This window comes from Paenibacillus sp. M2 (genome assembly GCF_046713495.1).
GTDB classification, from domain to species: Bacteria; Bacillota; Bacilli; order Paenibacillales; family Paenibacillaceae; genus Paenibacillus; species Paenibacillus amylolyticus_B.
Genome location: NZ_CP169648.1, coordinates 4,094,565 through 4,120,048 on the forward strand (window position 1 = coordinate 4,094,565; position 25,484 = coordinate 4,120,048).

The window sequence follows — 25,484 nt, forward strand, 5'->3', positions numbered from 1 at the left end:
TTAACTAACATCAAGCATCCTGTTTCTCACCAGATAACTTGCCTGTTACTACGTCCTGCAAAATAATCCGTGCCTTCACCGTACTCCCGTCTTTTCGTTTGAACGACAGTACTTGGGTACTGCCCTTCTCAATCAGCGATTTTAACATCGTACTGGTGATTTTCTTGCCTGCATACTCTTTCCAGACCACAAATGAACAGCCTTCCTTGAAACGTGAGCATCCATAACCCTTCTTGCCCTCTATAATCTGACCCGTACAGCCGGGAGAAGGACAAGGTGCCAGTAACTCTCTCACTCCGGTTGGGCTAGCAGTTGAGGAAGGTGCCTTGGTGGTCGTGCTTTTCCCACTGCCAGCTCTGGACGAAGATGTCGAAGTCTGACGGGACGTTTTTACAGTTGAACTGCCACTAGCCGTCTTGGCAGATGTCCTTGTATTGCTGGCTTGGGTTCTGGCTCCCTTGCCTTTCCCCCTGCCTGCCCGTGAATCTTCTCCAAAAGCATCTGCTGGAGCAGGAGCTTGTACACGCACTTTCTCAATGATGGACAAGGTGAATTTCTTGACGTTCTCCATGAACTTGTCCTGACCCGCCTCACCTTTGGAAATCTGATATAATCTTCTTTCCCATTGCCCGGTCATCTCAGGTGAAGTTAACAGATCTACACCCGCACGGCGAATCAACTCAATAGCTGTTCTGCCTTTGAGCGTTAACTGCATTTTCTTCCCTTGCAGCGTAATGTAACCTACGTTTTTGAGGCGTTCAATTGTAGCCGCACGTGTAGCCGGAGTACCCAGACCACTATCTTTCATCGCATCTCGCAGCTCTTCATTCTCAATCTGCTTGCCTGCACTCTCCATCGCTTTCAGCAATGTTCCCTCGGTATAACTTTTGGGAGGCTGGGTCGCCTTCTCCTTGAACTCACTCTTCGTACATTGAACAGGCAATTCAGGTTGTACAGCAAAAGCCTTGTCCGTCCACTCTTCAGCTTCCTCATCCTCATTGCCGTTTTTCTTGGTCTTTTTCTTGCCTGCACCGCTCTGTTCCTGATCTCCAGAACCAAGAACCACTTTCCATCCGAGGGACAGCAGCTCCTTGACAGATGTCTTAAACTGATGTTTCTCCACTTCGGTGAGCACGGTATGTTGCTTATACTCCGCCGGAGGATAAAAGTGAGACAAGAAACGTCTGACAATCAAATCATAGATGTTCTGCTCATCCTTGGATAAGGTACCTGGTCGCTTCAAAGTAGGTAGGATCGCATGGTGATCCTCAACCCTGCTCGGATTACATACCCCTTTATTATTCTTATGAACAAGCTCTGGCTTGGCCCCTTGCGCAAGCTCACTATAGGTACCATTTTTAAGCAGGTTTAGTGTTTTGTGCATACCTTCAATATTCTGTTCAGTAACATAGTTAGAGTTTGTCCGCGGATACGAAATTACCTTGTGTTTTTCATACAAGGCCTGTGCAATATCCAGTGTTTTTTTGGCACCATATCCGAACTTGGCATTGGCTTCACGCTGTAAAAGGGTCAGGTCATACAAACGATACGGATACTCCTTCGTCTGCTTTGCTTCGTATTTGGTAATCTGCCCTGTCTTGCCCTTCACACTGGCTGCAATGGCCTCTGCTGCCTCCGCATCGGTCAACTTATCTCCCTGACGCAGTCCCCGGTACTCGACACCTTCCTGCCGAAACCAGGCAGCTACTTCATAAAAGGTCTGTGACTGGAACGCTTCAATCTCTATTTCACGATCATAGATTAGCGCGAGTACCGGCGTCTGAACACGACCTACAGACAACAATGCATTATGGCGGGTTGTAAACGCCCGTGAGGCATTCATTCCGATCAGCCAATCGGCTTCACTTCTGGCGCGAGCAGCATGGGTCAGATTTTCAAATTCAGAGGCATCCTTCAGACCATCAAAACCACGTCTAATGCTCTCTGCTGTCAAATCCGATATCCATAAACGCTTTACAGGCTGACGCAGCTTCAATTGCTGTTGTATGAGGGCGAAGATGTACTGACCTTCTCTCCCTGCATCGCAAGCATTAACGATCGCTGAAGCCCGTTTTGCCAGTTCTCCAATCATTTTAAGCTGATCTTTTGTCCTCGGATTGGGTACAATCTTGAACTGATCGGGTATGATTGGCAGGTCCGCTATATTCCAGCGTTTGTACTTTGTATCATAGGCATCCGGTTCAGCCAGTCCAAGCAAATGCCCTATCGCCCAAGTGATGATGTAATGCTCACCCTCCAGATACGTGCGATTGTTCTTGGCCTTTGGTTCTATGACGGCGGCAATGGTTCGACCCATGTCGGGTTTTTCCGCTATAACCAGTGTCTTCATCCGTCCATCTCTCCTCCTTCACCGTCCGCATGACGGCAAAAAGGGGCATTCCGCCGACGGAAGCCCCTTGCTTCTGAAACTCATTATATCAGATTTTGGATTCGGGAGCACCTTCCCGAAATGAATTATCCTGCTGCTTGTTCTTTTAATACATGTTTTTGTCTGCACTCTTTGCATACACCCTGGAAATCCAGACGATGATCCGTAACAGCAAAGCCATACTGACGCTCGATTTGTTGTTCCAAACGAAGCAGACCATCTTCCATAATCTCTTCCACTTTACCACATTCTGTACAGATCAAATGATGGTGGTGATGGGAGCCGTCTGTACTTCGCAGGTCAAAACGTGCAGCACCGTCACCAAAGTTAATCTTTTCAACGACCTGAAGGTCACTCAGCAATTCGAGAGTGCGGTATACGGTAGCCAATCCAATCTCAGGGAACTGCTCCTTAACCAGGAGAAATACTTCCTCTGCGCTAAAATGATCCTTTTCATGTTCAAGCAATACACGTACAGTAACTTCCCGTTGTTGTGTTAACTTATATCCTTTTTCAACCAATTGATTTTTAATGTGAAAGATTTGTTCTGAAATGGACTTGTCCCGGTTACTTGCCATAGCAGGTCGCACCTCCGATTTATATTCATTGAAATTTACGTTTATCGTACGAATTCATGGTTTCAGTTAATCCTTATTTATAATCATTATAATATAATAATAAATCTTTATCACTTAAAAAGCAATGATATTGCTCACACTTACATGAAATATGTAGTCAAATTGGTTAAAATAACAGCAAACAACCCTCGCTGATCGCGAAGGTTGTCAATGATATCTTGTTCTACACCAGAACCGAAGCACCCATCAAGTATTTGTCCACTTCACGAGCAGCCTCACGGCCTTCATTAATTGCCCATACAACCAAGCTTTGACCACGACGCATGTCACCTGCTGCAAATACTTTATCCACATTGGTGTTGTATTTGCCGTAACGTGCCTTAACGTTTGTGCGACGATCTGTTGCAAGTCCCAGTTGCTCTACCAACGTTTGTTCCGGTCCATCAAAACCAATGGCAATCATGGCCATCTGAGCCGGGAATACACGCTCTGTACCTGGAATCGGCTGATAAATCTTGCGACCAGTCTCATCCACAATACGCTCGATCTGTACTGTATGCAATTCTTTGAGGTTCCCCTCATCGTCTCCGACAAATTTCGTTGTCATGATGGAGAACTCACGCGGATCTTGACCAAACAACGCTTTGGCTTCCTCTTGCGCATAATCAAGTGTGTATACGTTCGGGAATTGCGGCCAAGGGTTGTTAATGCGATCACGTTCCATAGGCGCTTGTGTATGCGTACCGAATTGAGTGATCGTACGACAACCATGGCGCAGCGATGTAGCCACACAGTCAGATCCTGTATCACCGCCACCAATGACGATAATATCTTTATCTTTAGCGGACAGATATTGACCATCTTCCAGATTGGAGTCCAGATAACTCTTAATGCTGCCATTCAGGAAATCCATGGCGTAATGAACGCCTTTCAAGTCGCTGCCTTCAATATTGAATTCACGCGGCTTCGTTGCACCACCGCACAATACAACAGCGTCATATTCATCCACCAGTTGTTGTGCTGCAATATCTTTACCAATCTCGGTGTTCGTAATGAATTGAATGCCTTCTGCTTCGAGCAGATCAACACGACGTTGAACTACCTTTTTATCCAATTTCATTGTTGGGATACCGTACATCAGCAATCCGCCGACACGGTCCGAACGCTCATATACGGTTACCGAATGTCCTGCCTTATTCAACTGAGCCGCAGTAGCTAGTCCCGCTGGACCTGAACCTACCACAGCTACACGTTTACCCGTACGTTTTTCAGGAGGCTCCGGAACCACCCATCCTTCTTCGAAACCTTTTTCAATAATTGCTTCTTCAATCGTTTTGATGGTTACAGGCTGACCAATTAAGCCAACTGTACATGATCCTTCGCAAGGAGCTGGACAGATGCGACCTGTAAACTCTGGGAAATTATTCGTTTTGTGAAGGCGTTCAAGTGCTTCTCTCCACAGTCCGCGATATACAAGATTATTCCATTCTGGAATCAGGTTATGCACGGGACAACCTGACGTGCCACCAATCATATCTATACCTGTATGGCAATACGGGGTACCACAATCCATGCATCGTGCACCTTGTGTTCTGAGCTCTTCTTCAGCCATGTGTTTATGAAACTCTTCCCAATCCTTAATCCGCTCCGCTGGCTCACGATCTGTTGGCAGTTGACGTTTGTATTCCATAAATCCAGTAGGTGTAGACATCTTACGTTTTCCCCCATCCGTTCTTGTCTTAATCCCTTCATGTGCATGGTTCTATATGAAATGGATTACTCATTACTTGAGTTTTTGTCTATTGTATCACAAAATCTTCTCGAAGATATTTCAATTATAGTAGCATTTACTGTACTGAATATTAAATGGATTATCCGCATAATTATTTGTATTTTATACATCATATCTTTCAAGTCTACCCATGGTCAATACCCTTATTTTGGTGTTAAATGCGGTTCTGTACTGCGGAATCTGGTGTGTGTTAAAGAAACAAAATGTCGAAACGTTAAGTGAATGTTAGATAATTTATCATCAAATCCAACATATTTTGCTATAAATCGTTCTCAATTCCGAATATCAGACTCGTTTTAGGGCTTCACAACGTTAAAACCTCAAAACTTTTACACTTTTTTACTGTTTAATACTTGGTCGTATGTATATTATACATAAATACCAATTAATCATGTTATATTAATGTTATATGTATTCCAATTTAAACAAGTGACTCTTTTTTTTATAAAAGAAAAGACGCTGTTCACGAATATTTCGCAATCAGCGCCTCTCATCATACAAATACGACCGAAGTCAGGAATTTCTTATGCCACATTTACCGTTTACGTTCGTAAAATTCAAATGTATACGCATGAACATTTTTTTCATCCTGTTCGCCTTCAATCTGTTCAATCAGTTCCCATTCGGACCAGTCCACTTCAGGGAAAAACGTATCTCCCTCAAAATTCTCATGAATTTTGGTCACCACAAGACGATCTGCAAGTGGCAGGAACTCACGATACACTTGGGAACCCCCAATTACGCACAGTTCCTCACCTTTGGTTACACTCAGACCCTCTTCAATCGTATGTACGATTTCAGCCTGTTCCACCTTGTAGTTCAGATCTCTTGTCACTACGATATTACGACGCTGAGGAAGCGGCTTACCGCCAAAAGATTCCCACGTATTACGTCCCATGATAATCGTTTTGTTTAATGTACGTTGTTTGAAAAAGGCCATATCCTTGGGTAAACGCCATGGAATCGAATTATTTAATCCGATCACGCCGTTCTCCCCCATTGCCCATACCAATTCAATACTCAAGGGTAATACACTCCTTCAATCCAAGTCTCTTGTCGAGATTGAACACATAATTAGACTGCAATTGGAGCTTTAATGCCCGGATGATGCTGATAGTTCTCAAACTCGAAATCTTCAAACTTATAATCAAAAATAGAATCCGGCTTACGTTTGATTACCAGCTTAGGTAAAGCATAAGGTTCACGCTCCAGCTGAGTTTTGACCTGATCAACATGGTTGGAATAGATGTGAACATCCCCACCAGACCAGATGAAATCACCCACCTCAAGGTCACATTGCTGCGCGATCATATGAGTCAAGAGCGCATAACTCGCGATGTTAAACGGCAATCCGAGGAACGTATCTACGGAACGCATCGTAAGCATACATGATAATTTACCCTCTGCAACGTAAAACTGAAACGCAAAATGACAAGGTGGAAGCTTCATATGGTTGATCTCAGCCACATTCCATGCGCTGACAAGGTGACGACGCGAATCCGGATTATTTTTGATCGAATCAATGACTGCAGAGATCTGATCGATCTTCTCCCCATTAGGTGCTTCCCAAGTACGCCATTGTGAACCATATACCGGACCGAGGTCGCCATTTTCGTCCGCCCAGTCGTCCCAGATCTTCACACCGTTTTCTTTCAAATAAGATATATTGGTATCGCCACTCAAAAACCACAACAGTTCATGAATAACCGATTTGAGATGAATTCGCTTGGTTGTTACCAGCGGAAATCCTTCGGAGAGATCATAACGGAGCTGTCTGCCAAATACAGATTGTGTTCCTGTTCCTGTACGGTCTCCTTTATGCACGCCGTTGTTCAGAATATCCTGCAATAAATCGAGATAGTTTTTCATGTTGATATCTCCTCACACTTTTATTCGTACTAAACTAAAGATTATTTACACTTACCACTCCGATGACAGAACAACCTTCCGATCGCTGTTATCCCCAGATTTTTTTTGATTTCCTTTTCCAAAGGTAAAATCCGGTGATAAAGGCGAAGCGTATGCTTCCGATGCAGCTTTCTTTCAGAAAGCTTTTAGCTCCGCTTCTTCAGGTTCTTTCTGTCCTCTACGTTCTCGTGTAAAAGATTAATTTAACTTAAATACTAAATACATAGACCGTGAGTGGCTTGGAGCCACATCATAACTGATCATTACTACAGTGTACCACAATTAAGTTGTTGGATAAAATCAATTCACTAAAACTTGTGAGCGTGTAAATTTTCATCATATTACATACATGAGTATCTTAAATTTCTCGGCTCTTGCTCAGAAAAAAGAGACGAATAACGCGTTAACGTCATTCGTCTCTTCTGATATACGTATAATGCCGGACGGATCCGAAACTTAGATGATCTTAACGGGAGATGATGTGGATCGGGTGACCCATAACCAATTCCGCAGCTTCCATCACGATTTCGCCCAAAGTTGGGTGAGCGTGAATTGTGAGAGCCAGATCTTCCAAAGTAGCGCCCATCTCAATTGCCAAACCAAGCTCAGCAATCAGGTTGGAAGCTTCCAGACCTACGATTTGGCAACCCAATACAAGGCCGCTTTCTTCGTCAGCTACGATTTTCACGAAGCCTTCAGCGTGGTTCAAAGATACAGCACGGCCGTTACCCGCATAAGGGAACTTGCCAGCTTTTACTTTGTAACCTTTTTCTTTAGCTTCTTTCTCAGTGTAACCTACGCTGGAACACTCTGGATCTGTGAACACAACAGCTGGCATACATTTGTAGTCAACTACAGATGGTTGTCCTGCGATTGCTTCAGCAGCCACTTTACCTTCATAAGAAGCTTTGTGTGCCAGAGCCAGACCAGATACGATGTCACCGATAGCGAAGATGTGAGGAATGCTGGTACGACCTTGGTGGTCAACTTTGACAAATCCACGCTCGTCAACGTCAACACCAATCATGTCGAGACCAAGTTCTCCATCTGTGTTTGGACGACGTCCAACAGTTACCAGCAGGTAATCTGCAGTTACTTCTTTGGACTCACCATTTACAGAGTACTTAACAGTTACATCTTTATCCGTTTGCTCAGCACTTTCAGCTTTTGCACCCGTTACGATTTCGATGCCTGTTTTCTTCATGTTTTTAGCCACGAGGCTAGTCATGTCTTTATCGAAACCTGGCAGTACTGTATCCAAACCTTCGATGATTGTTACTTTCGCACCGAATTTGGAGTACATTTGACCAAGCTCAGCACCGATATATCCGCCACCGATAACGATCATGCTTTTTGGTACTTCAGGCAAGTTCAGAGCTTCTGTCGAAGACAGAATACGTCCGCCAAACGGGAAAGGTTTCAGTTCGATTGGACGGGAACCTGTTGCAATAATTGCATTTTTAAATTTGTAACGCGGAGACTCGTGGTCATTGAATACACGAGCTTCGTTTTCGTTGATGAACATGCACTCACCGTTGAAAACTTCAACTTTGTTGCCTTTGAGCAAACCAGCTACGCCGCCAGTCATTTTCTTAACAACACCGTTTTTAAACTCTTGAGTTTTGCTGAAGTCCACTTTTACGTTCTCAGCAGAGATACCAAAAGCTTCACCGTGAAGTGCAGACTCATATTGGTGTGCAGCAGAGATCAGGGCTTTGGATGGAATACATCCACGGTTCAAACAAACACCGCCCAGTTCGGATTTGTCTACGATCAATACGCTTTGGCCCAGTTGAGCAGCGCGGATGGCAGCTACATAGCCGCCAGGACCCGCACCAATTACTAATGTGTCGATATTGAGAGAAGCGTCGCCTACTACCATATCTTACACCTCCATAACAAGCAGCTCAGGGTTAGCGAGCAGCTGTTTAATATAATTCATAAAGTTTTGTGCTGTTGCGCCATCGATGATACGGTGGTCAAAGCTCAGGGAAAGAGCCATTACAGGTGCTGCAACTACTTCGCCGTTTTTGATCACTGCTTTTTCGCTGATGCGTCCTGTTCCGAGAATAGCAACTTCAGGGAAGTTGATGATTGGAGTGAAGAACATACCGCCAGCAGAACCAATGTTACTGATGGAGATTGTGCTTCCTCTCATTTCATTCGCGCTCAATTTGCCCTCACGACCACGAGCAGCCAAATCACGGATAGAATCAGCAATCATCCAGATGGATTTACGATCAGCATCTTTGATAACAGGAACGATCAAGCCGTTGTCTGTATCTGTAGCGATACCGATGTTGTAGTATTTTTTGTAAACAATTTCGTTAGCTTCTTCATCAATCATAGCGTTCAGAGCCGGGAATTGGCGGGAAGCCGCAACCAGTGCTTTAACGATGAATGGCAGATAAGTAACTTTTGTTCCTTTTTTCTCTGCAATTGGTTTCATGCGAGTACGGAAAGCAACCAATTCAGTTACGTCCACTTCGTCCATGATTGTAACGTGAGGTGCTGTGTAAGCCGATTTAACCATTGCATTAGAGATCGCTTTACGGATACCTTTGAATGGTACGCGCTCTTCTTCAAGGTGTTGATCAGCTGCAGCCGCTGCTGGTGCGGATTTTTTCTCTTCTTGAGCCGGAGTTTCGGAAGATGCCGCTGCGGAAGAACCGCCACCGTTTTTGAAGGATTCAACATCTTCTTTGGTTACTTTACCGTTGTTGCCAGTTCCGTTAACCTGTGCGATGTCTACACCTTGTTCGCGAGCAAATTTACGCACGCTTGGTGTTGCCAGAACGTCTTTGGCAGGTACTGCCGGAACGCTGTTGTTGCCGCCTTCTTTAGCTGCATCCGAGCTGGAAGCTGCTGCAGAAGAACCGCTTGTGTCAGCTCCGCCTTGCGCTGCATCTTTCTCTTGCTCGCCTTGATCGCCAGCAGGAGCGTCGTCTTGCTCAGGAAGTTCGCCTTCTGCATCGATGATCGCTACAACTTCACCAACGTGGCAGACTTGACCGTCTTTAGCGAATACTTCTGTAACTGTTCCGTTAACCGGACAAGGTACTTCTACAACCGCTTTGTCGTTCTGTACTTCCATGATGATGTCGTCGTCAGTTACTTTGTCACCGACTTTGATGTGCATCTTGATGATTTCGCCTTCGTGCAGGCCTTCGCCCAATTCAGGGAATTTATATTCAAATTTAGCCAACTGAAAAACCTCCTTGATTATGTGCTCAATCCTGAAAACAACCCTTAACTCCAAGAAACAACTGTTACTGCTAATGCAAATAACTGTTACTCAAGGGGCTAATGGCTGTTTACAGTGCAGCTTGCGCTGCGGTGTGAATCACCATACTGCGCCTTGCGGCATGTCAGATGATTAAATTAGAAATTTACGACTTTGTTAACCGCAGCAACGATACGCGCCGGGTTAGGCAGCCATGTATCTTCGATTTGTGCAAATGGATATACAGTGTCCGGACCAGCTACACGCAGAACCGGTGCTTCCAAGTGCAGGATTGCTTTTTCATTGATTTGGGCAATGACTTCAGCTGCAACACCCGCGCTCTTTTGAGCTTCCTGTACAACAATTGCACGGTTTGTTTTCTTAACGGAAGCAACGATAGTATCGATGTCGATCGGGCTAACCGTACGAAGGTCGATAACTTCAACTTTGATTCCTTGTTTTTCGAGTTCATCTGCTGCTTTCACAGAAGTGTGAACCATCATACCGTAAGTAATGATTGTTACATCAGAACCTTCACGAACAACGTTCGCTTTACCCAACTCAACAACGTAATCTTCTTCAGGCACTTCTGCACGGAAAGCATGGTACAGGTTCAAGTGCTCCATGAAGAATACAGGATCGTTATCGCGAATAGAAGCGATCATCAGACCTTTTGCATCGTAAGGGTTAGAAGGAACAACGACTTTGATACCTGGTGTTTGCGTTAGCAGACCTTCCAGGGAATCTGTATGCAATTCTGCCGCTTTTACACCGCCACCGAATGGTGTACGGAATACGATTGGAGAATTGTATTTTCCACCGGAGCGGAAACGCATACGAGCAGCTTGCACTACCATTTGGTCAAGGGCTTCGAAGATAAAACCAACGAATTGGATCTCAGCAACCGGACGGAAGCCTTGAACACCCAGACCTACAGCCAGACCACCAATAGCGGACTCAGCCAGTGGTGTATCAAATACACGCTCTTCGCCAAACTCTTTTTGCAGACCTTCCGTTACACGGAAAACGCCGCCTACATTACCTACGTCTTCACCGAAAAGCAGAACGTTAGGATCACGTTTCAACTCCACGCGAAGCGCATCACGGATTGCTTCTTTCATGTTCATTTGTGCCATTTGCTTCATTTCCTCCTTAAACATTGACAGTTCACATTTGAATTCGTACATGTATACCGGGACATTAAAGTCGCGGATGTTTATGCTTTATCGGAAAAAACTTATTGGAAATCAGCTTTTTGCTCTTCCAAGTGCTTAGGCGTTTGTTCGAACATGCTGTCGATCAAGCCTGAAATCGTCATTTTCTCGGTTTTTTCCGCTTTTTTGATCTCTTCGTTCACTTTAGCTTTTGCTTCTTCTTTCACACGTGCTGTATCTTCTTCAGTCCACAGACCTTTTTTCTCCAGATATTTAGCGAAACGTGCGATAGGATCTTTAGCAGACCATTCTGCCTCTTCTTCTTTTGTACGATACTTGGAAGCATCATCCGAAAGGGAGTGAGGACGGAAACGGTAAGTTACTGCTTCGATCAATGTTGCGCCTTCTCCGTTACGTCCACGTTCAGCAGCTTCCTGAACAGCTTTGATAACAGCGAAGATGTCCATACCGTCAACTTTAACACCTTTGATACCTGCTGCTACCGCTTTGTGAGCGATGGACAGAGCTGCTGTTTGTTTAGCAAAAGGAGTTGTGATGGCATAACCATTGTTTTGTACAAAGAAGATAACAGGCAGTTTGTATACACCAGCGTAGTTCAGACCTTCATAGAAGTCACCTTCAGAAGAACCGCCATCACCTGTGTACGTGATAACAACTTGTTTTTGTTTCTTCAATTTGTAACCCATAGCGATACCCATTGCATGCAGAATTTGTGCACCAATGATGATTTGTGGCATCAATACATTAACGCCATCTGGAATTTGTCCACCATGTTGGTGTCCACGGGAGTACAAGAATGCTTGATAAAGAGGAAGTCCATGCCATACGAGTTGCGGAATGTCACGATAGCCAGGACATACAAAGTCTTCTTTTTCAATTGCAAATTCACTACCAACCATTGTAGCTTCTTGACCAGATACTGGAGCATAGAAACCAAGACGACCTTGACGGCCCAGGTTTACTGCACGGTCATCCCAAGTACGGGTAAATACCATGCGGTACATAATTTCTTTTAATTGATCATCGGAAAGTGTAGGCATCATGTCTTTGTTAACAATTTCGCCGTCAGGAGACAGCACGGACAGAGCTTCTACATCCTCTGTATACACTTCATAAGGAACCTTGCTCATTTTTTTCTTCACCTCAACAAAAAATTTGAATATCAAGTTCCGCTGTTATAATATTATTATACACCTGTTTCACTCCATACGTCAAAGAAATCCGTAATTTTTTTATGTTTCCTGCCGGATTGTATGTATAACAGGGGCTTAATATTGGTATAACAGCATAATACATGATTGCGTGTTTGACCTAACCCCGCACAAGGGTAATCTTACCGTATTGCGCGGTCGAATGCAAAAAATTAACCGAGAAAGGTGACGTTTTATGACGGATTCCCGCTATTTGAAACGCACGATTGTGAAGGAAGAGATTGAAAGTCGTTATCTCGAAGAGAAGCGAACGCTCCGTATTTACCTTCCTCCGGGCTATAACGAATTGCTTAGCTACCCTGTCGTTTATTGTCAGGATGGCGAAGAATTTTTTAATTTCGGACGAATTGCTACAACAGCTAACCAAATTATTCTGGACGAAGGAGCAGAACCTTTCATTATTGTAGGGGTTCAGGTCGATGTGTCTGTGAGAACGCAGGAATATGCTCCATTTGGAGATCGGTTCAAGGCATATACCGCTTGCTTCGCTGAAGAGATTATTCCCTATATAGAAGAGAAATATCCTGTGCGCCGTTCTCCGCAGGAACGCATTCTTGCCGGAGACTCGCTCGGTGGCAGTGTTTCGCTTCATCTTGCTCTGTTATATCCGGATCTGTTCACACGTGTGATCAGCATGTCTGGCGCCTTCTACTCTGCTTCTCAGGAAATCTATGCCGCAGCTGAAGATCTGTCTTGGCTCTCGATCTGGATGATTGTTGGTTTGCAGGAGACTGATTTTGAGGCAGACACGGGTACGTATGATTTTGTTCAATTAAACCGGGATACTCGAGAATTGCTGGAAAAACGTGGTGCCCTCGTCTCCTACCAGGAGAAAGACGGAAAACACCAATGGGGTTTTTGGCAGAAGGAATTGCCCGAAGCATTACTTTATTTTCTCCAGGAAAGATAACAGGACCACACTAACAGGCGGCTGAAATGCCGCTATTGTTTTCCACCGTAATGATACCGCTTACAATTGTAATCTGAAAAAGAAGCAGGATATCCTGCTTGCTTTAAGTGCTCTAATCCTGCTTCTTTGTCGAATTACAAATTAAGCATGAATTTCGTTTACTTTTTAGGCTAAGGAATGTTCGGCTTCAATCTTTTTCAACAGAACATCGCAGCCTGCGTTAACCAGCTCGTACACCTCTTCAAAATTGCCTGTGTAATATGGGTCAGGTACTTCTCTGAGTTTTTCCTCAGGAAGCATGTCCATGAACTTGATGATGTCCGCATCAGCTCCGCCTGGAACATTGCGTACATTATCTGCATTAGAATTATCCATAACCACAATGTAATCAAACTGAGTAAAGTCTTCGCTGGCGAATTGTCTCGCTGCCATGTTGGCATAAGAAATCTGGTACGAATCCAGCAATTTCCGAGTCCCTTCATGTGGAGGTTTACCAACGTGCCAGTCGCCTGTACCCGCTGAGTCCACGCGAATCTGGTGTTCTAGCCCCTTCTCCAGGACTTTGTGACGCAAAACGGCCTCAGCCATTGGTGATCTACATATATTGCCCAGACATACAAACAAAACATTAATCATATTAATCCCCCTTGCTTAACGTACCTTGAAGTACCGACGATGTTGGCTGTGTCACGATGCTCTCCGGCTGATGACTGACGTTCCCGGTCTCAGATGGTACGAGCGAACGACGTGGCAGTTTCCATTTATAATGTACAGAACACATCCGGAAGAACACAACTGCCGCAAAACAAAATAATAATCCAGCATTCGTTGTTAACCAGCCCATACCTATGACAAAACCAGCTGTCATTGCCCATACAGCATAAATTTCGTCACGCAATACAAGCGGTTTACGTCCAGCAAGCACATCACGAATAACGCCCCCACCAATACCGGTCATTACTGCTGCAACGATAACTGCGCTAATGGGATGTCCCATGTTCGCAGCGTACAGCGCCCCTTGAATTGCAAATGCTGCGAGTCCGATTGCATCAAACAACGCCTCTGTTCGCTTCCAGTGACTAATCCACTTGAGAGGTAATATAAACGCAATCGCTACAGATACTAAGGCTAACATAATAAGTGATCCCTGGCTCCACAGTGTCGTTACAGGTATACCTATAAGTACATTCCGGATAATCCCGCCTCCGAATGCCGTGACAAGTCCAAGCACTAGTACACCCAGAATGTCATACTCCTCTTCCATTGCTACAAAGGCACCGGACATTGCAAATGCGATAGTGCCTATAATGCTGAATACTTCAAAAATGTGTAAGTCCAACCTGTTCAAACCTCACTTTTCAAGTCATCTCCATGTCGCTCTACCCATTGTATCCGCGAGCACTGAAATTGTGCAACCACATTTTGTGGATTATACTGGTTTGGTGAATATATTTGTACAGGTTCCAACATTATATTTGAACAATGAACTATTTTTCTCTGAATTAGGAAGGATGAAATAAAATGACGGTGAAACGGATAGTTATTTTTACAGGCGGAAACTTATCTGTAGAATTACTTCAGGAAATACGAGAAGATGATATGATCATCGCGGCCGATCGCGGTGCATTATTTTTAATTGAACACGGCATTCAGCCTCACATTGCAGTTGGAGACTTCGACTCCATTACTGAAGAGGAACGTATCATTGTAAGCAACAATAGCATTCGGTTCATTACATGTGACCCTGTTCATAAGGATCTTACTGATACAGAAATGGCTTTTGAGACAGCGCTAGATTACGAACCTTCTCACATTCTAATGTTAGGTGCTACAGGTACACGTATGGATCACACTCTCGCTAATGTACATATCATGGTTCGCGCGATGCAACATCATATCTCCTGTGCCATTCAGGACAAACACAACTACATGACACTGACAACTTCCAAAGCTGTGGTTGAGCACCGAGACTATAAATATGTTTCTCTGCTGCCCTTGACTCATGAAGTTGCAGGAATAACTCTAGATGGTTTTATGTATCCGCTAGTTCAAGCTACCATTCGCATGGGGCAATCCCTGGGTGTAAGCAACAAGCTCTTAGGCTCCTCCGGTACAGTCACTATTGATAGTGGCTTATTACTGATTATTCAGAGCAAAGATTGAATCTACTCGTATGCTTTATAGTTATTTATTACGTTTTTGTAACCAGTGATTCAATGAAGAAAATAGGTTCACACATAACAAAGACCCTTGATATTCAAGGGTCTTTGTTGTTTCATCATTATTCTTCATCCGTCAATGATTAATTTTTTGACATTTTTAATCATATTTTAATAAACATACCCAAACCATTGTGGCGCAAGGGATTACACTCCCCTATCCAATTTCTAGGCTGTTACAAAGCTGTTATACTCGCTCTAGCAACTTAACGAAAACGAATTTTGGAGGTACTAACTAACATGAAAACAAACATCTTTGTCCAAAAGGCCGTAACCGTCGGGTTGTGCGCTACACTAGGTTTTGGAGCTGTATTAATGACTAACGCACCTGTTGCACAGGCAGCAACTGCTTCTGTATCCACAGGTCAACAGATTGTTAACTATGGTAAACAATTTACTGGAACTCCATATAAATTTGGTGCTTCAACATCAACAACCAAAGTTTTTGACTGCTCTTCTTTTATGAAATATATTTTCAAAAAGTATGGTGTAGATTTGCCGCGCACTTCCGTGAAACAATCCAAAGAAGGTAAAGCTGTGTCTAAAGCTAATCTGCGTGTCGGAGATCTGGTATTCTTCTCCAGTGGTAGCCGTTCTACCGGTTCCAATGTTACTCATGTAGGCGTTTATGCGGGAAATGGCAAGATTCTGCATACGTACGGATCTCCAGGCGTAACCCTCTCTGATCTGGACTCTGGTACTTGGAAGAGAACGTATGTTAAAGCTCGTCGTGTACTTTAGATTCACATCATAACTAATGAGTAAGGACCGGGGTTTATTATCCGGTCTTTTATTTTTACCCTCTTTTTGCCACACTTTAAACTGGTGATTCATGGAACTAACTGCGTAATCTAATTTTTATCATGCAACATATAACCGATCCCACGCACAGTATGAATCAGTTTCACACTTCTTCCCTTATCCACCTTAACCCTCAGATGTTTGATATACACATCCACAACGTTGGTATCCATCGCATACTCATATCCCCATACTTCCCGCAAAATATCACTCCGGGTACATGCTTCATTCACATGCAGGGCCAGAAATTCCAGCAATTCGTACTCTTTTGGCGTTAATGTCAGGTATTCCCCCGCACGACTTACCCTTCTTGAACGCAAATTCACTCTAAGATCATGAACTACAATTACTTCTTCGCCCTCTGGTGTTGCATTCGCAAAAACACGCAATAAATTTCGTATTCTGGCAAGCATTACGGTCATGTGGATAGGTTCCTCCATCACGTCATTAGCTCCATAATCCAGCCATTCCACGATGAACTGAGGAGATGCATTTGAAGTAATAACCAGTAGAGGTATAACTTTACCTTTATCAATCCATCGTTTTAACTCTAATTTCTGATCATGGCCACAATGTTCCTTCCCCTCTTCCCGGTCTACCAGGATGATCAGGTTAATATGCAGCAACGAAGGCTCGACGGATTGGTTTAATTCAGACCACTCCATTCGTTGCAATTCATACCCTTCGCTACATAAAACATCCTGAATAAGGCTGACCCGCTCTCCTGCCCCAATCAGCAAAATGGCTGTTTTCACTCTTTTTCACCCGGCCTGTCTCTATCCCCACTGCTCGCAGCAATGGTTGGTACAGATAGCATGCCGTAAAATGAAAAAGTCCATTCCCTCAAGGGAACAGACTTTGCTTCTTTCTTGCTTTAACCAAAGTAACGATGGACGAGCGTACGTGCTTCAGCTGTGTCTTTTGTTCCGTGTACGAGGACACGTCCATCTTGGAAAATGACCATTCTATGGACTCCTGTTGTAAAAGAAACCAGAAACGGATTGGATTCCACTTTTCCTTCTTGAAGCCTGTTCAGACGATCCGCTGTATGTTGAAGATCCAGATTCATACGCCGTGCAGGTCGGATCTGAACGGTGTCCCTGCCACACAACACATCGGTTTTCTCCAGATTGGACGCAGAAAGATATGGATACGTTGCTGAAGTGCCGCAGGAAGGACAGTCTTGCTTTTTCGCACCATCCACATTAATGGATATGTATTCGTTCCTCCACACGTCAAATGACAATAACTTACGTCTCAATGCATTTGCATTGCCGCTAAGTAACTTCATCGCCTCTGCGGTCTGATTCGCCGTTACCATCTGTACGGCTTGAGGTATGATGCCAGACGTATCACAGGTATCTCCACCCAGAGGGACTTCACCCAGCAAACAATTTAAACATGGCGTATCTCCAGGCATAAATGTATAGGTAATACCGTAACTACCTACGCATCCACCATAAATCCAGGGAACACGGTGCTTCTGTGCCATGTCGTTAATGAGTAGTCGGGTATCAAAGTTATCCGTTGCATCCATGATCAAGTCGGTATGCTGAACGAGTTCTTCCAATTCATCTACTCTGACGTCCAAAACTTTCCCTTCCACATGAACCGTGGAATTAATGGCAGATAAACGTTTTTCCGCCGCCATTGCCTTCGGTATCCGCTCAAGCGCGTCCTGCTCTACATATAATTGCTGCCGCTGCAGGTTACTCCACTCCACATAATCACGATCCACAATCGTTAAGTGTCCGACTCCTGAACGAACTAACGTTTCTGCAATTCCTGTTCCGAGTGCGCCAGCGCCTACAATTAAAACTCTGCTGCCCTTTAATCTGGCCTGGCCTTCCTTGCCAAGTGGCGCGTACCGTTCCTGTCTGGAATAACGATCGGCCTGTTCTGAGGATGAGGATGTTAATTGATCTGTCATGTATGAACCATTCCTTCCACCGGACTACTGGCTGCTGCATAACGCTTTACTGGAATCATGCCTGCCTCATATGCCAGTCTACCCGCTTCTACCCCCAATCGCATCGCTTTAGCCATGCTCACTGGATCCCCTGATCCGGATACGGCTGTATTTAACAATACGCCATCTGCACCAAGTTCCATCGCATAAGCAGCATCTTTTGGGGAGCGCAACCCTGCATCCACAATCACAGGCACAACGGCCTGCTCAATGATGATCTCAAGGTTATAGGGATTGATAATGCCTCTGCCAGCTCCGATGGGAGAAGCGCCAGGCATTACAGCATGTACGCCAAGCAATTGTAGCCTTTTGGCCAGAATGACATCATCTGAAATATAAGGCAATACCGTGAAGCCATTTTCAAGCAAAATTTCGCAAGCCTTGTACGTTTCAATTGGATCTGGGAGTAACGTCATTCCATCTCCGATGACTTCAACTTTTATCATATCACAAAGTCCTGAAGCCCGCGCAAGCTCGGCAATCCGCACCGCCTCTTCCGCAGTGGAAGCCCCTGCCGTATTCGGAAGAAGTGTGTATTTGTCCAGATCCAACGTATCCAGGAAATGCTTCTGATTACGTTCCTCCAAATTCAGACGACGAACAGCAAAAGTCAAAACTTCCGTTTCAGATGCTTCCACAGCCTGACTTTGCACTTCCAGATCCGAAAACTTGCCTGTTCCGAGCAACAATCTGGACTCAAACGTATATTTACCAATGTTCAACATCATCAACCGCCTCCTACAAAATGTACAATCTCAATTCGATCGCCTTCTCTTAATGCCGTCGTTTCATGATACTCACGGGTTAAAATATGCTTGTTCAGCTCTACAACTACAGTCTTGACTTGCAGATCAAAAGATTTAAGCAGTTTATCCACACGATTCAATCTGTCTTCAATCTCCATCCGTTGACCATTAACGATGATATTCACTGCACCACTCCCTTTCTGTTCAATCGCTCCGGACTCAGCGCCTCAATTCCGAGTTCTTCTGAGATTTTGCCAGCGAGCAACTCAGCGATAAGCCTGCCTGTTATCGCACTAAGCAAGATACCGTTGCGGTAATGCCCAAAGGCGGCGAACAGCCCGGGTATACTCTTGCAAGCACCTATATAAGGCAATCCATCTGGAGTTGCCGGTCTTACGCCTGCCCACGCTCGTATAAATTGTGCTTCCTTCATCCCAGGCACCCAGTGGGTAGCCGCTGTTAGCAGCTTTTGAACACCCTGTACAGAAACGTTCAAATCCGTTCTGCCTGGCAGACTGGTTGCCCCAAGCCAAACTTCGCCATTGGCTTTGGGAACAATATAGATATCCTCTGCATACACCGTTCTGTCAGGTCTGTACCCTGCATGTTCATCTGAGAACTGAACGGCGGCTATTTCACCTTTCACCGACCACACAGGCAAGCTCAGATTTACATGTCTCATCAACTCTTCACTCTGTAATCCAGCCGCTATAATGACATGTTTGCATTTCATCTCACCGATCGATGTGGTGATCCCCTGCACGCCGTGTTCGTTTGCTTGCACACGTATATCCTGTATGTCCTCCATAACCCGTGCTCCCAATGCTTGAGCGGATTCGGCGTATGCCTTCGTTAGATGGACTGGAAGAATTTCACTCTCGTAAGGTCTGTAATAGGCTCCATACGTATCTCTGTTGAGCCATGATGCCTCCTGTTGCACAACGGAACGATCCCACCATACCTCATCAGTAGAAGCAGACAACGCAGACTTCCGATTGTTCTTATAACTACTTAATTCACCGTATGAACGAAAAGGAGTTAGGAATCCCTGGCGTTGCAGGCCAGTCTCTACCTCACTGAGTGTAGCCATTAGCACCTGTTGTTCGATAAGTAACTGTCTACTCTGCCTGGCGAGCTTAGCCATCAAAGGATGAGCAAAATCCTCACTATCTGCCGCCAGCATTCCAGCCGCCGCGCAAGAAGTGCCTCCTGCAATCGCCGAACTCTCCAGCAACAGCACATCCTGTCCACGGGAAGCAAGCTCATATGCGATGGCACATCCAACAACGCCTCCGCCTACAATAATCGTTTCTGCATGAATCTTATCCGGTCTATCAGTAATGATCTTTTTCATCCTCTCATCTCCTTGATTCAGCGGCTCAGACCTTCTGTAGCAACGATACCCTGCCTTAATAATGCAGCCGCCCGATCCGGGGAAACGCTCGCCCATACATTCGAGATCACAGCAACTCCCTGTGCGCCTGCAGAGCGAATAGCGTGAATGTTTCCCGGTTTGATTCCCCCAATCCCCATGACAGGAATGGAGACACCAGAGCACACTTCAGCCAGAGCATATAATCCTCTTGGTTCAAGATCAGGCTTACTGTTGGTTGAGTAGACATGCCCGAAGAAAAGGTAATCGGCTCCCCGTTCTTCAGCGATTTTTGCCTCATCGATTGAATGAACAGATACACCCAGACGAATTCGCTGGACATTGCTTATAACAGCAGGGTTGTAGTTACGTATAGCCTCTTGCCCCCAATGTACACCGCCATAGATGTCATTCTGTGGTGGCAGTTCTGAACCATTGATAACGATGCGACAAGATGGAACGCCAACACCACGCAGACTTTCAGCCCAACCGATCTTTTGTTGCCATGAGAGTTGTTTCTCTCGTATATGGATGTAGTCCACCCATGGCCAAATGTCCTTTGCAGCTTTTACAAAAGATGCTTGATTCCCTACACCCGTAGATACAACATGCAGTTCAAATGATCCGTGTACACGTTCATGAGAAATTACCGTACTGTTCATCTCCTTCCAGGCGTGAATGCTATGAAAACACAAAAAAGCCACTCCCGTAGGGGAGTGGCTGCGTGTTAATTATAGGACCAGATGACTGACTGAAGCATACAGTTCATTTCGTGTAATAAAGCTATAGACCTTATAGCCTTAACGTTATACACGCAACTGCATGTTTCAATTCGTTAAGCAGACGGTTGAAATCCTTTCGAATTGCCGTTGCTCACGTCATTCACTGAAACGCGCTCGCCACTTCCCTACGCTGGTATGATCCAGATCAGGTGCAAAGGGTCCGGAATCGCATTCTTCCATCTCAGCCGCATCGTGCGGCCCCCCTAGTGTTCATATGAAGTTGTAGCCTATGTTACCATAGACGGATTTTTTTGTCACCGTCATTTCTGTTAAACATGGTCTTGAATCTTCTAGTTTTTCTCAGACCATTCTTCGACATTCCATGTTTTGGTAACCCAACCCTCGTAGAAATCAGGTTCATGAGATACAAGTAACACCGTTCCCTTGAATTCTTGCAAAGCACGCTGCAACTCCGCTTTGGCTGTGACATCGAGATGGTTTGTCGGCTCATCGAATAAAATCCAGTTGCTTTCACGCATCAAAAGTTTGCATAAACGAACCTTGGCTTGTTCTCCACCACTCAGCATGTTAAGCGGACGGGTAATGTGCTCATTTTTCAACCCACAGCGAGCGAGATGACCCCGGACCTCATTCTGGGTCAAATGTGAAAACTCATTCCAGACGTCCTCGATAGGCGTGATATTTCCAGCACGAACTTCCTGCTCAAAATAGGCCGTTTCGAGATAATCTCCCAAAAAGGTCTTTCCACTGAGTGGAGATATTTTACCCAGAATTGTTTTCAGCAGTGTCGATTTACCCACACCATTACAACCTACGATGGCAATTTTCTCACCACGTTCAATTGTCATCGTCATTTTGGGCAGCAAAGGATACGTATATCCAATTTCAAAATCAATGCCCTCAAAGACCGTTTTGCTGCTCGCGCGGGCATCCTTGAATTTGAACGTTGGTTTAGCTGCTTCATCCGGACGATCAATACGTTCAATTCTGTCCAGCTGTTTCTCCCGGCTCTTCGCTCGACCTGAAGTTGAAGCACGTGCCTTGTTACGCTGAATGAAATCTTCCTGTTTCTTGATGTACTCTTGCTGTTTCTCGTATGCATCAATATGCTGGGCTTTATTCATATCAGCCATCTCGAGGAACTTGTTATAGTTCGCTGCATATCTCGTTAATTTGGCAAATTCCAAATGATAAATGACATTTACGACTTCATTCATGAATTCCGTGTCATGGGAGATTAAGAGGAACGCGTGCGGGTAGTCCTTCAGGTAACGTGACAACCATTCAATGTGTTCTACATCCAGATAGTTGGTCGGCTCATCCAGCAAAAGCGCTGTAGGTTTCTCGAGCAAAAGCTTGGCAAGAAGCACCTTGGTACGTTGTCCACCACTTAGAGCTGCGACATCTCGATCAAGACCAATTGCGGACAAACCAAGACCATTGGCCATCTCTTCCACTTTTACGTCAATCAGATAAAAGTCGCCCTGTTCCAGTTGTTCCTGAATATCGCCCATCTCTTCTAGCAACTGCTCCAGCTTATCTGGATCTGCATCTGCCATCTGGTCCGTAATATTCATCATTTCTTTTTCCAATTCAAGCAACGGAAGGAATGCATCCTTAAGGACGTCACGAATGGTTTTGCCTGGCGTAAGCTTCGTGTGCTGATCCAGATATCCATAACGGACCTTAGGTGTCCATTCCACTTTTCCACTATCTTTAAGCAATTTACCGGTAAGGATGTTCATTAATGTTGATTTACCCACACCATTGGCACCAACAAGTCCTACGCGCTCTCCGGCAAGTAAACGAAACGATACATTTTTAAATAACGTGCGATCTCCAAAATTGTGACTTACGTTCTCTACTGACAATAAACTCATAAGATGAGGTTGCTCCTATCTATTAGACATTACTTTTGTTATTGTTCCGAAACCCTATTCTAGCACAGGTCCCGTCTTTTCTGAAAGTAATGTAAACAGTTCAGGAACCTCTTACATGATTATGTCATGCAGGCTACCCTAACGATTAGAGCATTTATATTCGAAATAGCCCTGTGTAGCTGCTTGTCTTGCGTCTGTAAACACCTCTTCAGCACGGTAACCATTACCACATGTGGAGGGATAGTAGTACTTGATACCCGTTAAAGGATCTACCCCACCTACGATGGCGGTTTTCTTCACAAGTCTGCCTCCACCAATTGCGTAATTGTTGATCTTCTGGTCACCCACACCTATACCTTGGACAAAGGCCATAATGCCTGTATCGTTAATGGAGTTGTACCAATCTTGCTGCGCAATCAGGGGCATCGTAAACGTATAGGAAATACCGTTCTTTCTGGCAAACTCATTATGGCGGTTAATCACATCAGCCAGATCATCCTGAACAGTAGTCACAATCCGGCTTTGTCTAACTTGCTCAAATACGCTGGTATTCTGAAGTAAAGGAATCTGTGTGGTTGAAGCCAGTTCTTTTTGGAATCCCTCAATCCATTTCCCTGCGCTTGCGTCAAAAGCATATACGTAGTCGTCCAGTGTAAAGTTAATACTGTTACCATCAGAATCTGAATATGTATAAGGTTTCTTGGGACTCCACACTTGCCTGAAAGAATCTTCACGGTGACCCGTCATCTCTGTTTCTGTGGACAACATATAATATCCATCATAATCCAGAATAACCACGGCAGGAATGTAATTAAACATGTTTCGAATAGCTGCGGGATCATCCTGAATCCCCATATTCAAAGCCATCGTCTGCGTAAATGTCAACAAGGCAAGCTCCTTGTCCGCTTTAACAAACTTGGTTGAATCATAACCTGCTTCATCATTTTGTTTCTCATTCTGATGCATGACTGCACCTGCATCCATGACTGCAGTTTGAAGTGCAGATCTGTATCGTTGGCCAAGATATTGAGCCTCTTCGGCATCTTGGGTATGGAGTGAGATGATCCAGAAGAGCGGGAAGAAGATCAGCACAAATACAATGGATAGCTCAGTAATCTTCATTGAGGACCATACCTCCGTATGTTACAAATACTGCTGAAGCCTGAGCCGTGCCACTCAACCATTCACGAATGAGCATGGAAGGTGTACGATTTGTATTCTGGAGCGTCACGGTGAAAAAATCCCCTGTCGTCATCGTATATCTTCGGCCAGGATCATCAACCGGTATCACCCCTGAGGATGGGAATAGTCTTTCTCGAATCTGAGCTGCATAATATCCATCCTGCACTACCTCATAGGTCCCGTTAAAACTGTTATTGTCCATCGGGTCCGTATAATGAGGTACATATTTTTTATGTAAATGTTCCATCGACACCTCATACAGATTGCCCGTCTGTGCCAGTTGCTCCTCAAACTCAGTCAACATTCGAGGTGAGATATATCCTTTCGTGCGGACAGCATCAACAAAACGTGTTACATTCTGAACAGCCGTCATACGTGTTATATCATCCTGCCGATCGGCTGTTTCAGCAGCTGGATACACATAGAGCAGAAGGACTGCGAGCAATACGGCAAGCAGCTTGGATGCGGCATTAATCAATTCATACTGGCCTCCTTCAAAAAAACAATCTTGAGCAGTTCTCCAGTTTCATTTCGTATAAACTCCGGTCTGTAGGTAGCATCAAGCTGGACAGGAATAGTCGCTGTTTTGCTGACAAGTGGATCGATCACATACGATGTCCCATCTACCTCCACAGGAATGCTAGTGCCTGTCATCTGTCTCACAGTATGCAACACTTCCGCACCACTATACTGATACGGATTGGTGGTATGCAGTGTTGTTGCCATCCGACCTTCCATGCCTGCGGTTGTCTGTACTCTGTCGTTCAAGGCCGCTGATAAAATCTTAACATTCTGTTGCCCGTACAGGCAGGCTGTCACAAACAGGACAACCGCCGTACAAAACAACATGAGATGCTGTGTATTCCGGGACATGTTAAACCAACTCCTGTCAGGATTGCTGGAAGATCAGCCCTCTTACCACGTTGGATCGGTCTTTTACGATAATGGCTTTGAATTTACCACTTGGATTGACATATTGATTGTCCTTTTCACTCATGGTCTGGTTAATAATCCCCACTTTATCGTCAGGAGCAATAACCGAGCCGTAGTCTGCATTATTTAGATCCTGTGAAATGTTCAATTGATTGCCGTACCATTGACCCCCTTTATTTTTACCTGTAATGACTTGAATACCGAACTGATCCTTGTCCGCATATTTACGCAGCGCATTCGTTACCTGTGATCCACTGATGGTTGTTCCGTCATACACGGTAAATGCAGCCTGAGACAACTCGGTTTGGATATCAGCAAAATTGTTTTGGGCCGTCTTGGTTGCTTCCTGAGCCGAAATAAACAACAGAACTACAATTGTGATCAAAGCGATTGTCAAGAATATTCCTGCCGCCACCTTTAAAGCGCTTGATGCATTGTTCATGTTAAATCCTC

Annotated in this window: 25 protein-coding genes and 1 riboswitch; of the genes, 3 read left to right on the forward strand and 22 right to left on the reverse strand. The window is 44.8% G+C overall.

Annotated features, from left to right (window positions below; translation table 11 throughout):
* Nucleotides 1–10: 10 nt before the first annotated feature.
* The 9 genes from ACETMN_RS18350 to pdhA form a co-directional block, all read right to left on the reverse strand.
* On the reverse strand, nt 11–2,350 hold the full coding sequence (locus ACETMN_RS18350; RefSeq protein ID WP_091020741.1) for a type IA DNA topoisomerase: 2,340 nt from the start codon (nt 2,348–2,350) through the stop codon (nt 11–13).
* Nucleotides 2,351–2,475: 125 nt separating this feature from the next.
* The gene (locus tag ACETMN_RS18355; protein ID WP_036613667.1) at nt 2,476–2,967 is read right to left on the reverse strand and encodes a Fur family transcriptional regulator; all 492 of its coding nucleotides are present in this window, start codon (nt 2,965–2,967) and stop codon (nt 2,476–2,478) included.
* A 223-nt stretch (nt 2,968–3,190) separates the two neighbouring features.
* Entirely contained in the window at nt 3,191–4,678 is a 1,488-nt protein-coding gene (locus tag ACETMN_RS18360) for a glutamate synthase subunit beta (RefSeq protein ID WP_091020740.1), read from the reverse strand.
* Nucleotides 4,679–5,294: 616 nt separating this feature from the next.
* Nucleotides 5,295–5,783: a dihydrofolate reductase gene (locus tag ACETMN_RS18365; RefSeq protein WP_036613663.1), complete on the reverse strand. Its 489-nt coding sequence runs from the start codon at nt 5,781–5,783 to the stop codon at nt 5,295–5,297.
* A gap of 50 nt (nt 5,784–5,833) precedes the next feature.
* Entirely contained in the window at nt 5,834–6,628 is a 795-nt protein-coding gene (gene thyA / locus ACETMN_RS18370) for a thymidylate synthase (RefSeq protein ID WP_091020739.1), read from the reverse strand.
* A 505-nt stretch (nt 6,629–7,133) separates the two neighbouring features.
* The gene (gene lpdA, locus ACETMN_RS18375) at nt 7,134–8,549 is read right to left on the reverse strand and encodes a dihydrolipoyl dehydrogenase (protein ID WP_036613658.1); all 1,416 of its coding nucleotides are present in this window, start codon (nt 8,547–8,549) and stop codon (nt 7,134–7,136) included.
* 3 nt (nt 8,550–8,552) lie between these two features.
* Nucleotides 8,553–9,872: a dihydrolipoamide acetyltransferase family protein gene (locus tag ACETMN_RS18380; RefSeq protein WP_192131093.1), complete on the reverse strand. Its 1,320-nt coding sequence runs from the start codon at nt 9,870–9,872 to the stop codon at nt 8,553–8,555.
* A gap of 176 nt (nt 9,873–10,048) precedes the next feature.
* Nucleotides 10,049–11,026, reverse strand: a complete 978-nt coding sequence (locus ACETMN_RS18385) for an alpha-ketoacid dehydrogenase subunit beta (protein WP_076210115.1) — start codon at nt 11,024–11,026, stop codon at nt 10,049–10,051.
* Between the two features lie 101 nt (nt 11,027–11,127).
* The gene (gene pdhA / locus ACETMN_RS18390; protein ID WP_017688072.1) at nt 11,128–12,195 is read right to left on the reverse strand and encodes a pyruvate dehydrogenase (acetyl-transferring) E1 component subunit alpha; all 1,068 of its coding nucleotides are present in this window, start codon (nt 12,193–12,195) and stop codon (nt 11,128–11,130) included.
* Between the two features lie 256 nt (nt 12,196–12,451).
* On the opposite strand from pdhA, the gene ACETMN_RS18395 reads away from it, so the two are divergent.
* Nucleotides 12,452–13,186 carry an alpha/beta hydrolase-fold protein gene (locus ACETMN_RS18395; protein ID WP_210108456.1) on the forward strand — a complete coding sequence of 245 codons (735 nt, stop codon included), beginning with the start codon at nt 12,452–12,454 and terminating at the stop codon, nt 13,184–13,186.
* Nucleotides 13,187–13,351: 165 nt separating this feature from the next.
* On the opposite strand, the gene ACETMN_RS18400 is transcribed toward ACETMN_RS18395, so the two are convergent.
* Together ACETMN_RS18400 and ACETMN_RS18405 are read right to left on the reverse strand one after the other, a co-directional pair.
* Nucleotides 13,352–13,822, reverse strand: coding sequence for a low molecular weight protein-tyrosine-phosphatase (locus ACETMN_RS18400; RefSeq protein ID WP_411734860.1), 471 nt, complete (start codon nt 13,820–13,822; stop codon nt 13,352–13,354).
* 1 nt (nt 13,823) lies between these two features.
* Entirely contained in the window at nt 13,824–14,525 is a 702-nt protein-coding gene (locus tag ACETMN_RS18405; protein WP_091020735.1) for a trimeric intracellular cation channel family protein, read from the reverse strand.
* Nucleotides 14,526–14,707: 182 nt separating this feature from the next.
* On the opposite strand from ACETMN_RS18405, the gene ACETMN_RS18410 reads away from it, so the two are divergent.
* Both ACETMN_RS18410 and ACETMN_RS18415 read left to right on the forward strand, forming a co-directional pair.
* On the forward strand, nt 14,708–15,349 hold the full coding sequence (locus ACETMN_RS18410) for a thiamine diphosphokinase (protein ID WP_210108458.1): 642 nt from the start codon (nt 14,708–14,710) through the stop codon (nt 15,347–15,349).
* Nucleotides 15,350–15,645: 296 nt separating this feature from the next.
* The gene (locus ACETMN_RS18415) at nt 15,646–16,146 is read left to right on the forward strand and encodes a C40 family peptidase (RefSeq protein WP_091029367.1); all 501 of its coding nucleotides are present in this window, start codon (nt 15,646–15,648) and stop codon (nt 16,144–16,146) included.
* A 110-nt stretch (nt 16,147–16,256) separates the two neighbouring features.
* Here the strand turns inward: ACETMN_RS18415 and ACETMN_RS18420 are convergent, their stop codons facing one another.
* The 11 genes from ACETMN_RS18420 to ACETMN_RS18470 form a co-directional block, all read right to left on the reverse strand.
* Entirely contained in the window at nt 16,257–16,961 is a 705-nt protein-coding gene (locus tag ACETMN_RS18420) for a winged helix-turn-helix domain-containing protein (RefSeq protein ID WP_411734861.1), read from the reverse strand.
* Between the two features lie 119 nt (nt 16,962–17,080).
* A complete protein-coding gene (locus ACETMN_RS18425) occupies nt 17,081–18,136 on the reverse strand; it encodes a ThiF family adenylyltransferase (protein WP_091020731.1) in 1,056 nt (351 codons plus the stop codon).
* A complete protein-coding gene (locus ACETMN_RS18430; protein WP_105599172.1) occupies nt 18,133–18,900 on the reverse strand; it encodes a thiazole synthase in 768 nt (255 codons plus the stop codon). Before ACETMN_RS18430 ends, ACETMN_RS18425 begins: the two co-directional genes overlap by 4 nt.
* Nucleotides 18,901–18,902: 2 nt before the next feature.
* Complete coding sequence (gene thiS / locus ACETMN_RS18435; RefSeq protein ID WP_091020730.1) at nt 18,903–19,106, reverse strand: sulfur carrier protein ThiS; 204 nt, start codon at nt 19,104–19,106, stop codon at nt 18,903–18,905.
* Entirely contained in the window at nt 19,103–20,275 is a 1,173-nt protein-coding gene (gene thiO / locus ACETMN_RS18440) for a glycine oxidase ThiO (protein WP_411734862.1), read from the reverse strand. Before thiO ends, thiS begins: the two co-directional genes overlap by 4 nt.
* A 17-nt stretch (nt 20,276–20,292) precedes the next feature.
* Nucleotides 20,293–20,988 carry a thiamine phosphate synthase gene (locus tag ACETMN_RS18445; RefSeq protein ID WP_411734863.1) on the reverse strand — a complete coding sequence of 232 codons (696 nt, stop codon included), beginning with the start codon at nt 20,986–20,988 and terminating at the stop codon, nt 20,293–20,295.
* A gap of 192 nt (nt 20,989–21,180) precedes the next feature.
* Nucleotides 21,181–21,290, reverse strand: a riboswitch (TPP riboswitch).
* A gap of 75 nt (nt 21,291–21,365) precedes the next feature.
* Entirely contained in the window at nt 21,366–22,916 is a 1,551-nt protein-coding gene (locus ACETMN_RS18450) for an ABC-F family ATP-binding cassette domain-containing protein (RefSeq protein WP_036613631.1), read from the reverse strand.
* Between the two features lie 138 nt (nt 22,917–23,054).
* Nucleotides 23,055–24,038 (reverse strand): hypothetical protein, encoded by a 984-nt coding sequence (locus ACETMN_RS18455; protein WP_411734864.1) that lies wholly within the window; start codon nt 24,036–24,038, stop codon nt 23,055–23,057.
* The gene (locus ACETMN_RS18460; RefSeq protein WP_411734865.1) at nt 24,025–24,576 is read right to left on the reverse strand and encodes a hypothetical protein; all 552 of its coding nucleotides are present in this window, start codon (nt 24,574–24,576) and stop codon (nt 24,025–24,027) included. Before ACETMN_RS18460 ends, ACETMN_RS18455 begins: the two co-directional genes overlap by 14 nt.
* The gene (locus ACETMN_RS18465) at nt 24,573–24,971 is read right to left on the reverse strand and encodes a hypothetical protein (RefSeq protein WP_411734866.1); all 399 of its coding nucleotides are present in this window, start codon (nt 24,969–24,971) and stop codon (nt 24,573–24,575) included. The genes ACETMN_RS18460 and ACETMN_RS18465 overlap by 4 nt, the downstream gene beginning before the upstream one ends.
* 16 nt (nt 24,972–24,987) lie before the next feature.
* Nucleotides 24,988–25,473, reverse strand: a complete 486-nt coding sequence (locus ACETMN_RS18470; RefSeq protein ID WP_053780893.1) for a hypothetical protein — start codon at nt 25,471–25,473, stop codon at nt 24,988–24,990.
* Nucleotides 25,474–25,484: the final 11 nt, after the last annotated feature.

Excerpts from the sequence above, each read along its gene's own strand:
- ACETMN_RS18350 (WP_091020741.1), bottom strand. The coding sequence starts at position 2,350 with ATGAAGACACTGGTTATAGCGGAAAAACCCGACATGGGTCGAACCATT.
- ACETMN_RS18355 (WP_036613667.1), bottom strand. The coding sequence starts at position 2,967 with ATGGCAAGTAACCGGGACAAGTCCATTTCAGAACAAATCTTTCACATT.
- ACETMN_RS18360 (WP_091020740.1), bottom strand. The coding sequence starts at position 4,678 with ATGTCTACACCTACTGGATTTATGGAATACAAACGTCAACTGCCAACA.
- thyA (WP_091020739.1), bottom strand. The coding sequence starts at position 6,628 with ATGAAAAACTATCTCGATTTATTGCAGGATATTCTGAACAACGGCGTG.
- lpdA (WP_036613658.1), bottom strand. The coding sequence starts at position 8,549 with ATGGTAGTAGGCGACGCTTCTCTCAATATCGACACATTAGTAATTGGT.
- ACETMN_RS18385 (WP_076210115.1), bottom strand. The coding sequence starts at position 11,026 with ATGGCACAAATGAACATGAAAGAAGCAATCCGTGATGCGCTTCGCGTG.
- pdhA (WP_017688072.1), bottom strand. The coding sequence starts at position 12,195 with ATGAGCAAGGTTCCTTATGAAGTGTATACAGAGGATGTAGAAGCTCTG.
- ACETMN_RS18395 (WP_210108456.1), top strand. The coding sequence starts at position 12,452 with ATGACGGATTCCCGCTATTTGAAACGCACGATTGTGAAGGAAGAGATT.
- ACETMN_RS18400 (WP_411734860.1), bottom strand. The coding sequence starts at position 13,822 with ATGATTAATGTTTTGTTTGTATGTCTGGGCAATATATGTAGATCACCA.
- ACETMN_RS18410 (WP_210108458.1), top strand. The coding sequence starts at position 14,708 with ATGACGGTGAAACGGATAGTTATTTTTACAGGCGGAAACTTATCTGTA.
- ACETMN_RS18415 (WP_091029367.1), top strand. The coding sequence starts at position 15,646 with ATGAAAACAAACATCTTTGTCCAAAAGGCCGTAACCGTCGGGTTGTGC.
- ACETMN_RS18425 (WP_091020731.1), bottom strand. The coding sequence starts at position 18,136 with ATGACAGATCAATTAACATCCTCATCCTCAGAACAGGCCGATCGTTAT.
- ACETMN_RS18430 (WP_105599172.1), bottom strand. The coding sequence starts at position 18,900 with ATGTTGAACATTGGTAAATATACGTTTGAGTCCAGATTGTTGCTCGGA.
- thiO (WP_411734862.1), bottom strand. The coding sequence starts at position 20,275 with ATGAAAAAGATCATTACTGATAGACCGGATAAGATTCATGCAGAAACG.
- ACETMN_RS18450 (WP_036613631.1), bottom strand. The coding sequence starts at position 22,916 with ATGAGTTTATTGTCAGTAGAGAACGTAAGTCACAATTTTGGAGATCGC.
- ACETMN_RS18455 (WP_411734864.1), bottom strand. The coding sequence starts at position 24,038 with ATGAAGATTACTGAGCTATCCATTGTATTTGTGCTGATCTTCTTCCCG.
- ACETMN_RS18465 (WP_411734866.1), bottom strand. The coding sequence starts at position 24,971 with ATGTCCCGGAATACACAGCATCTCATGTTGTTTTGTACGGCGGTTGTC.
- ACETMN_RS18470 (WP_053780893.1), bottom strand. The coding sequence starts at position 25,473 with ATGAACAATGCATCAAGCGCTTTAAAGGTGGCGGCAGGAATATTCTTG.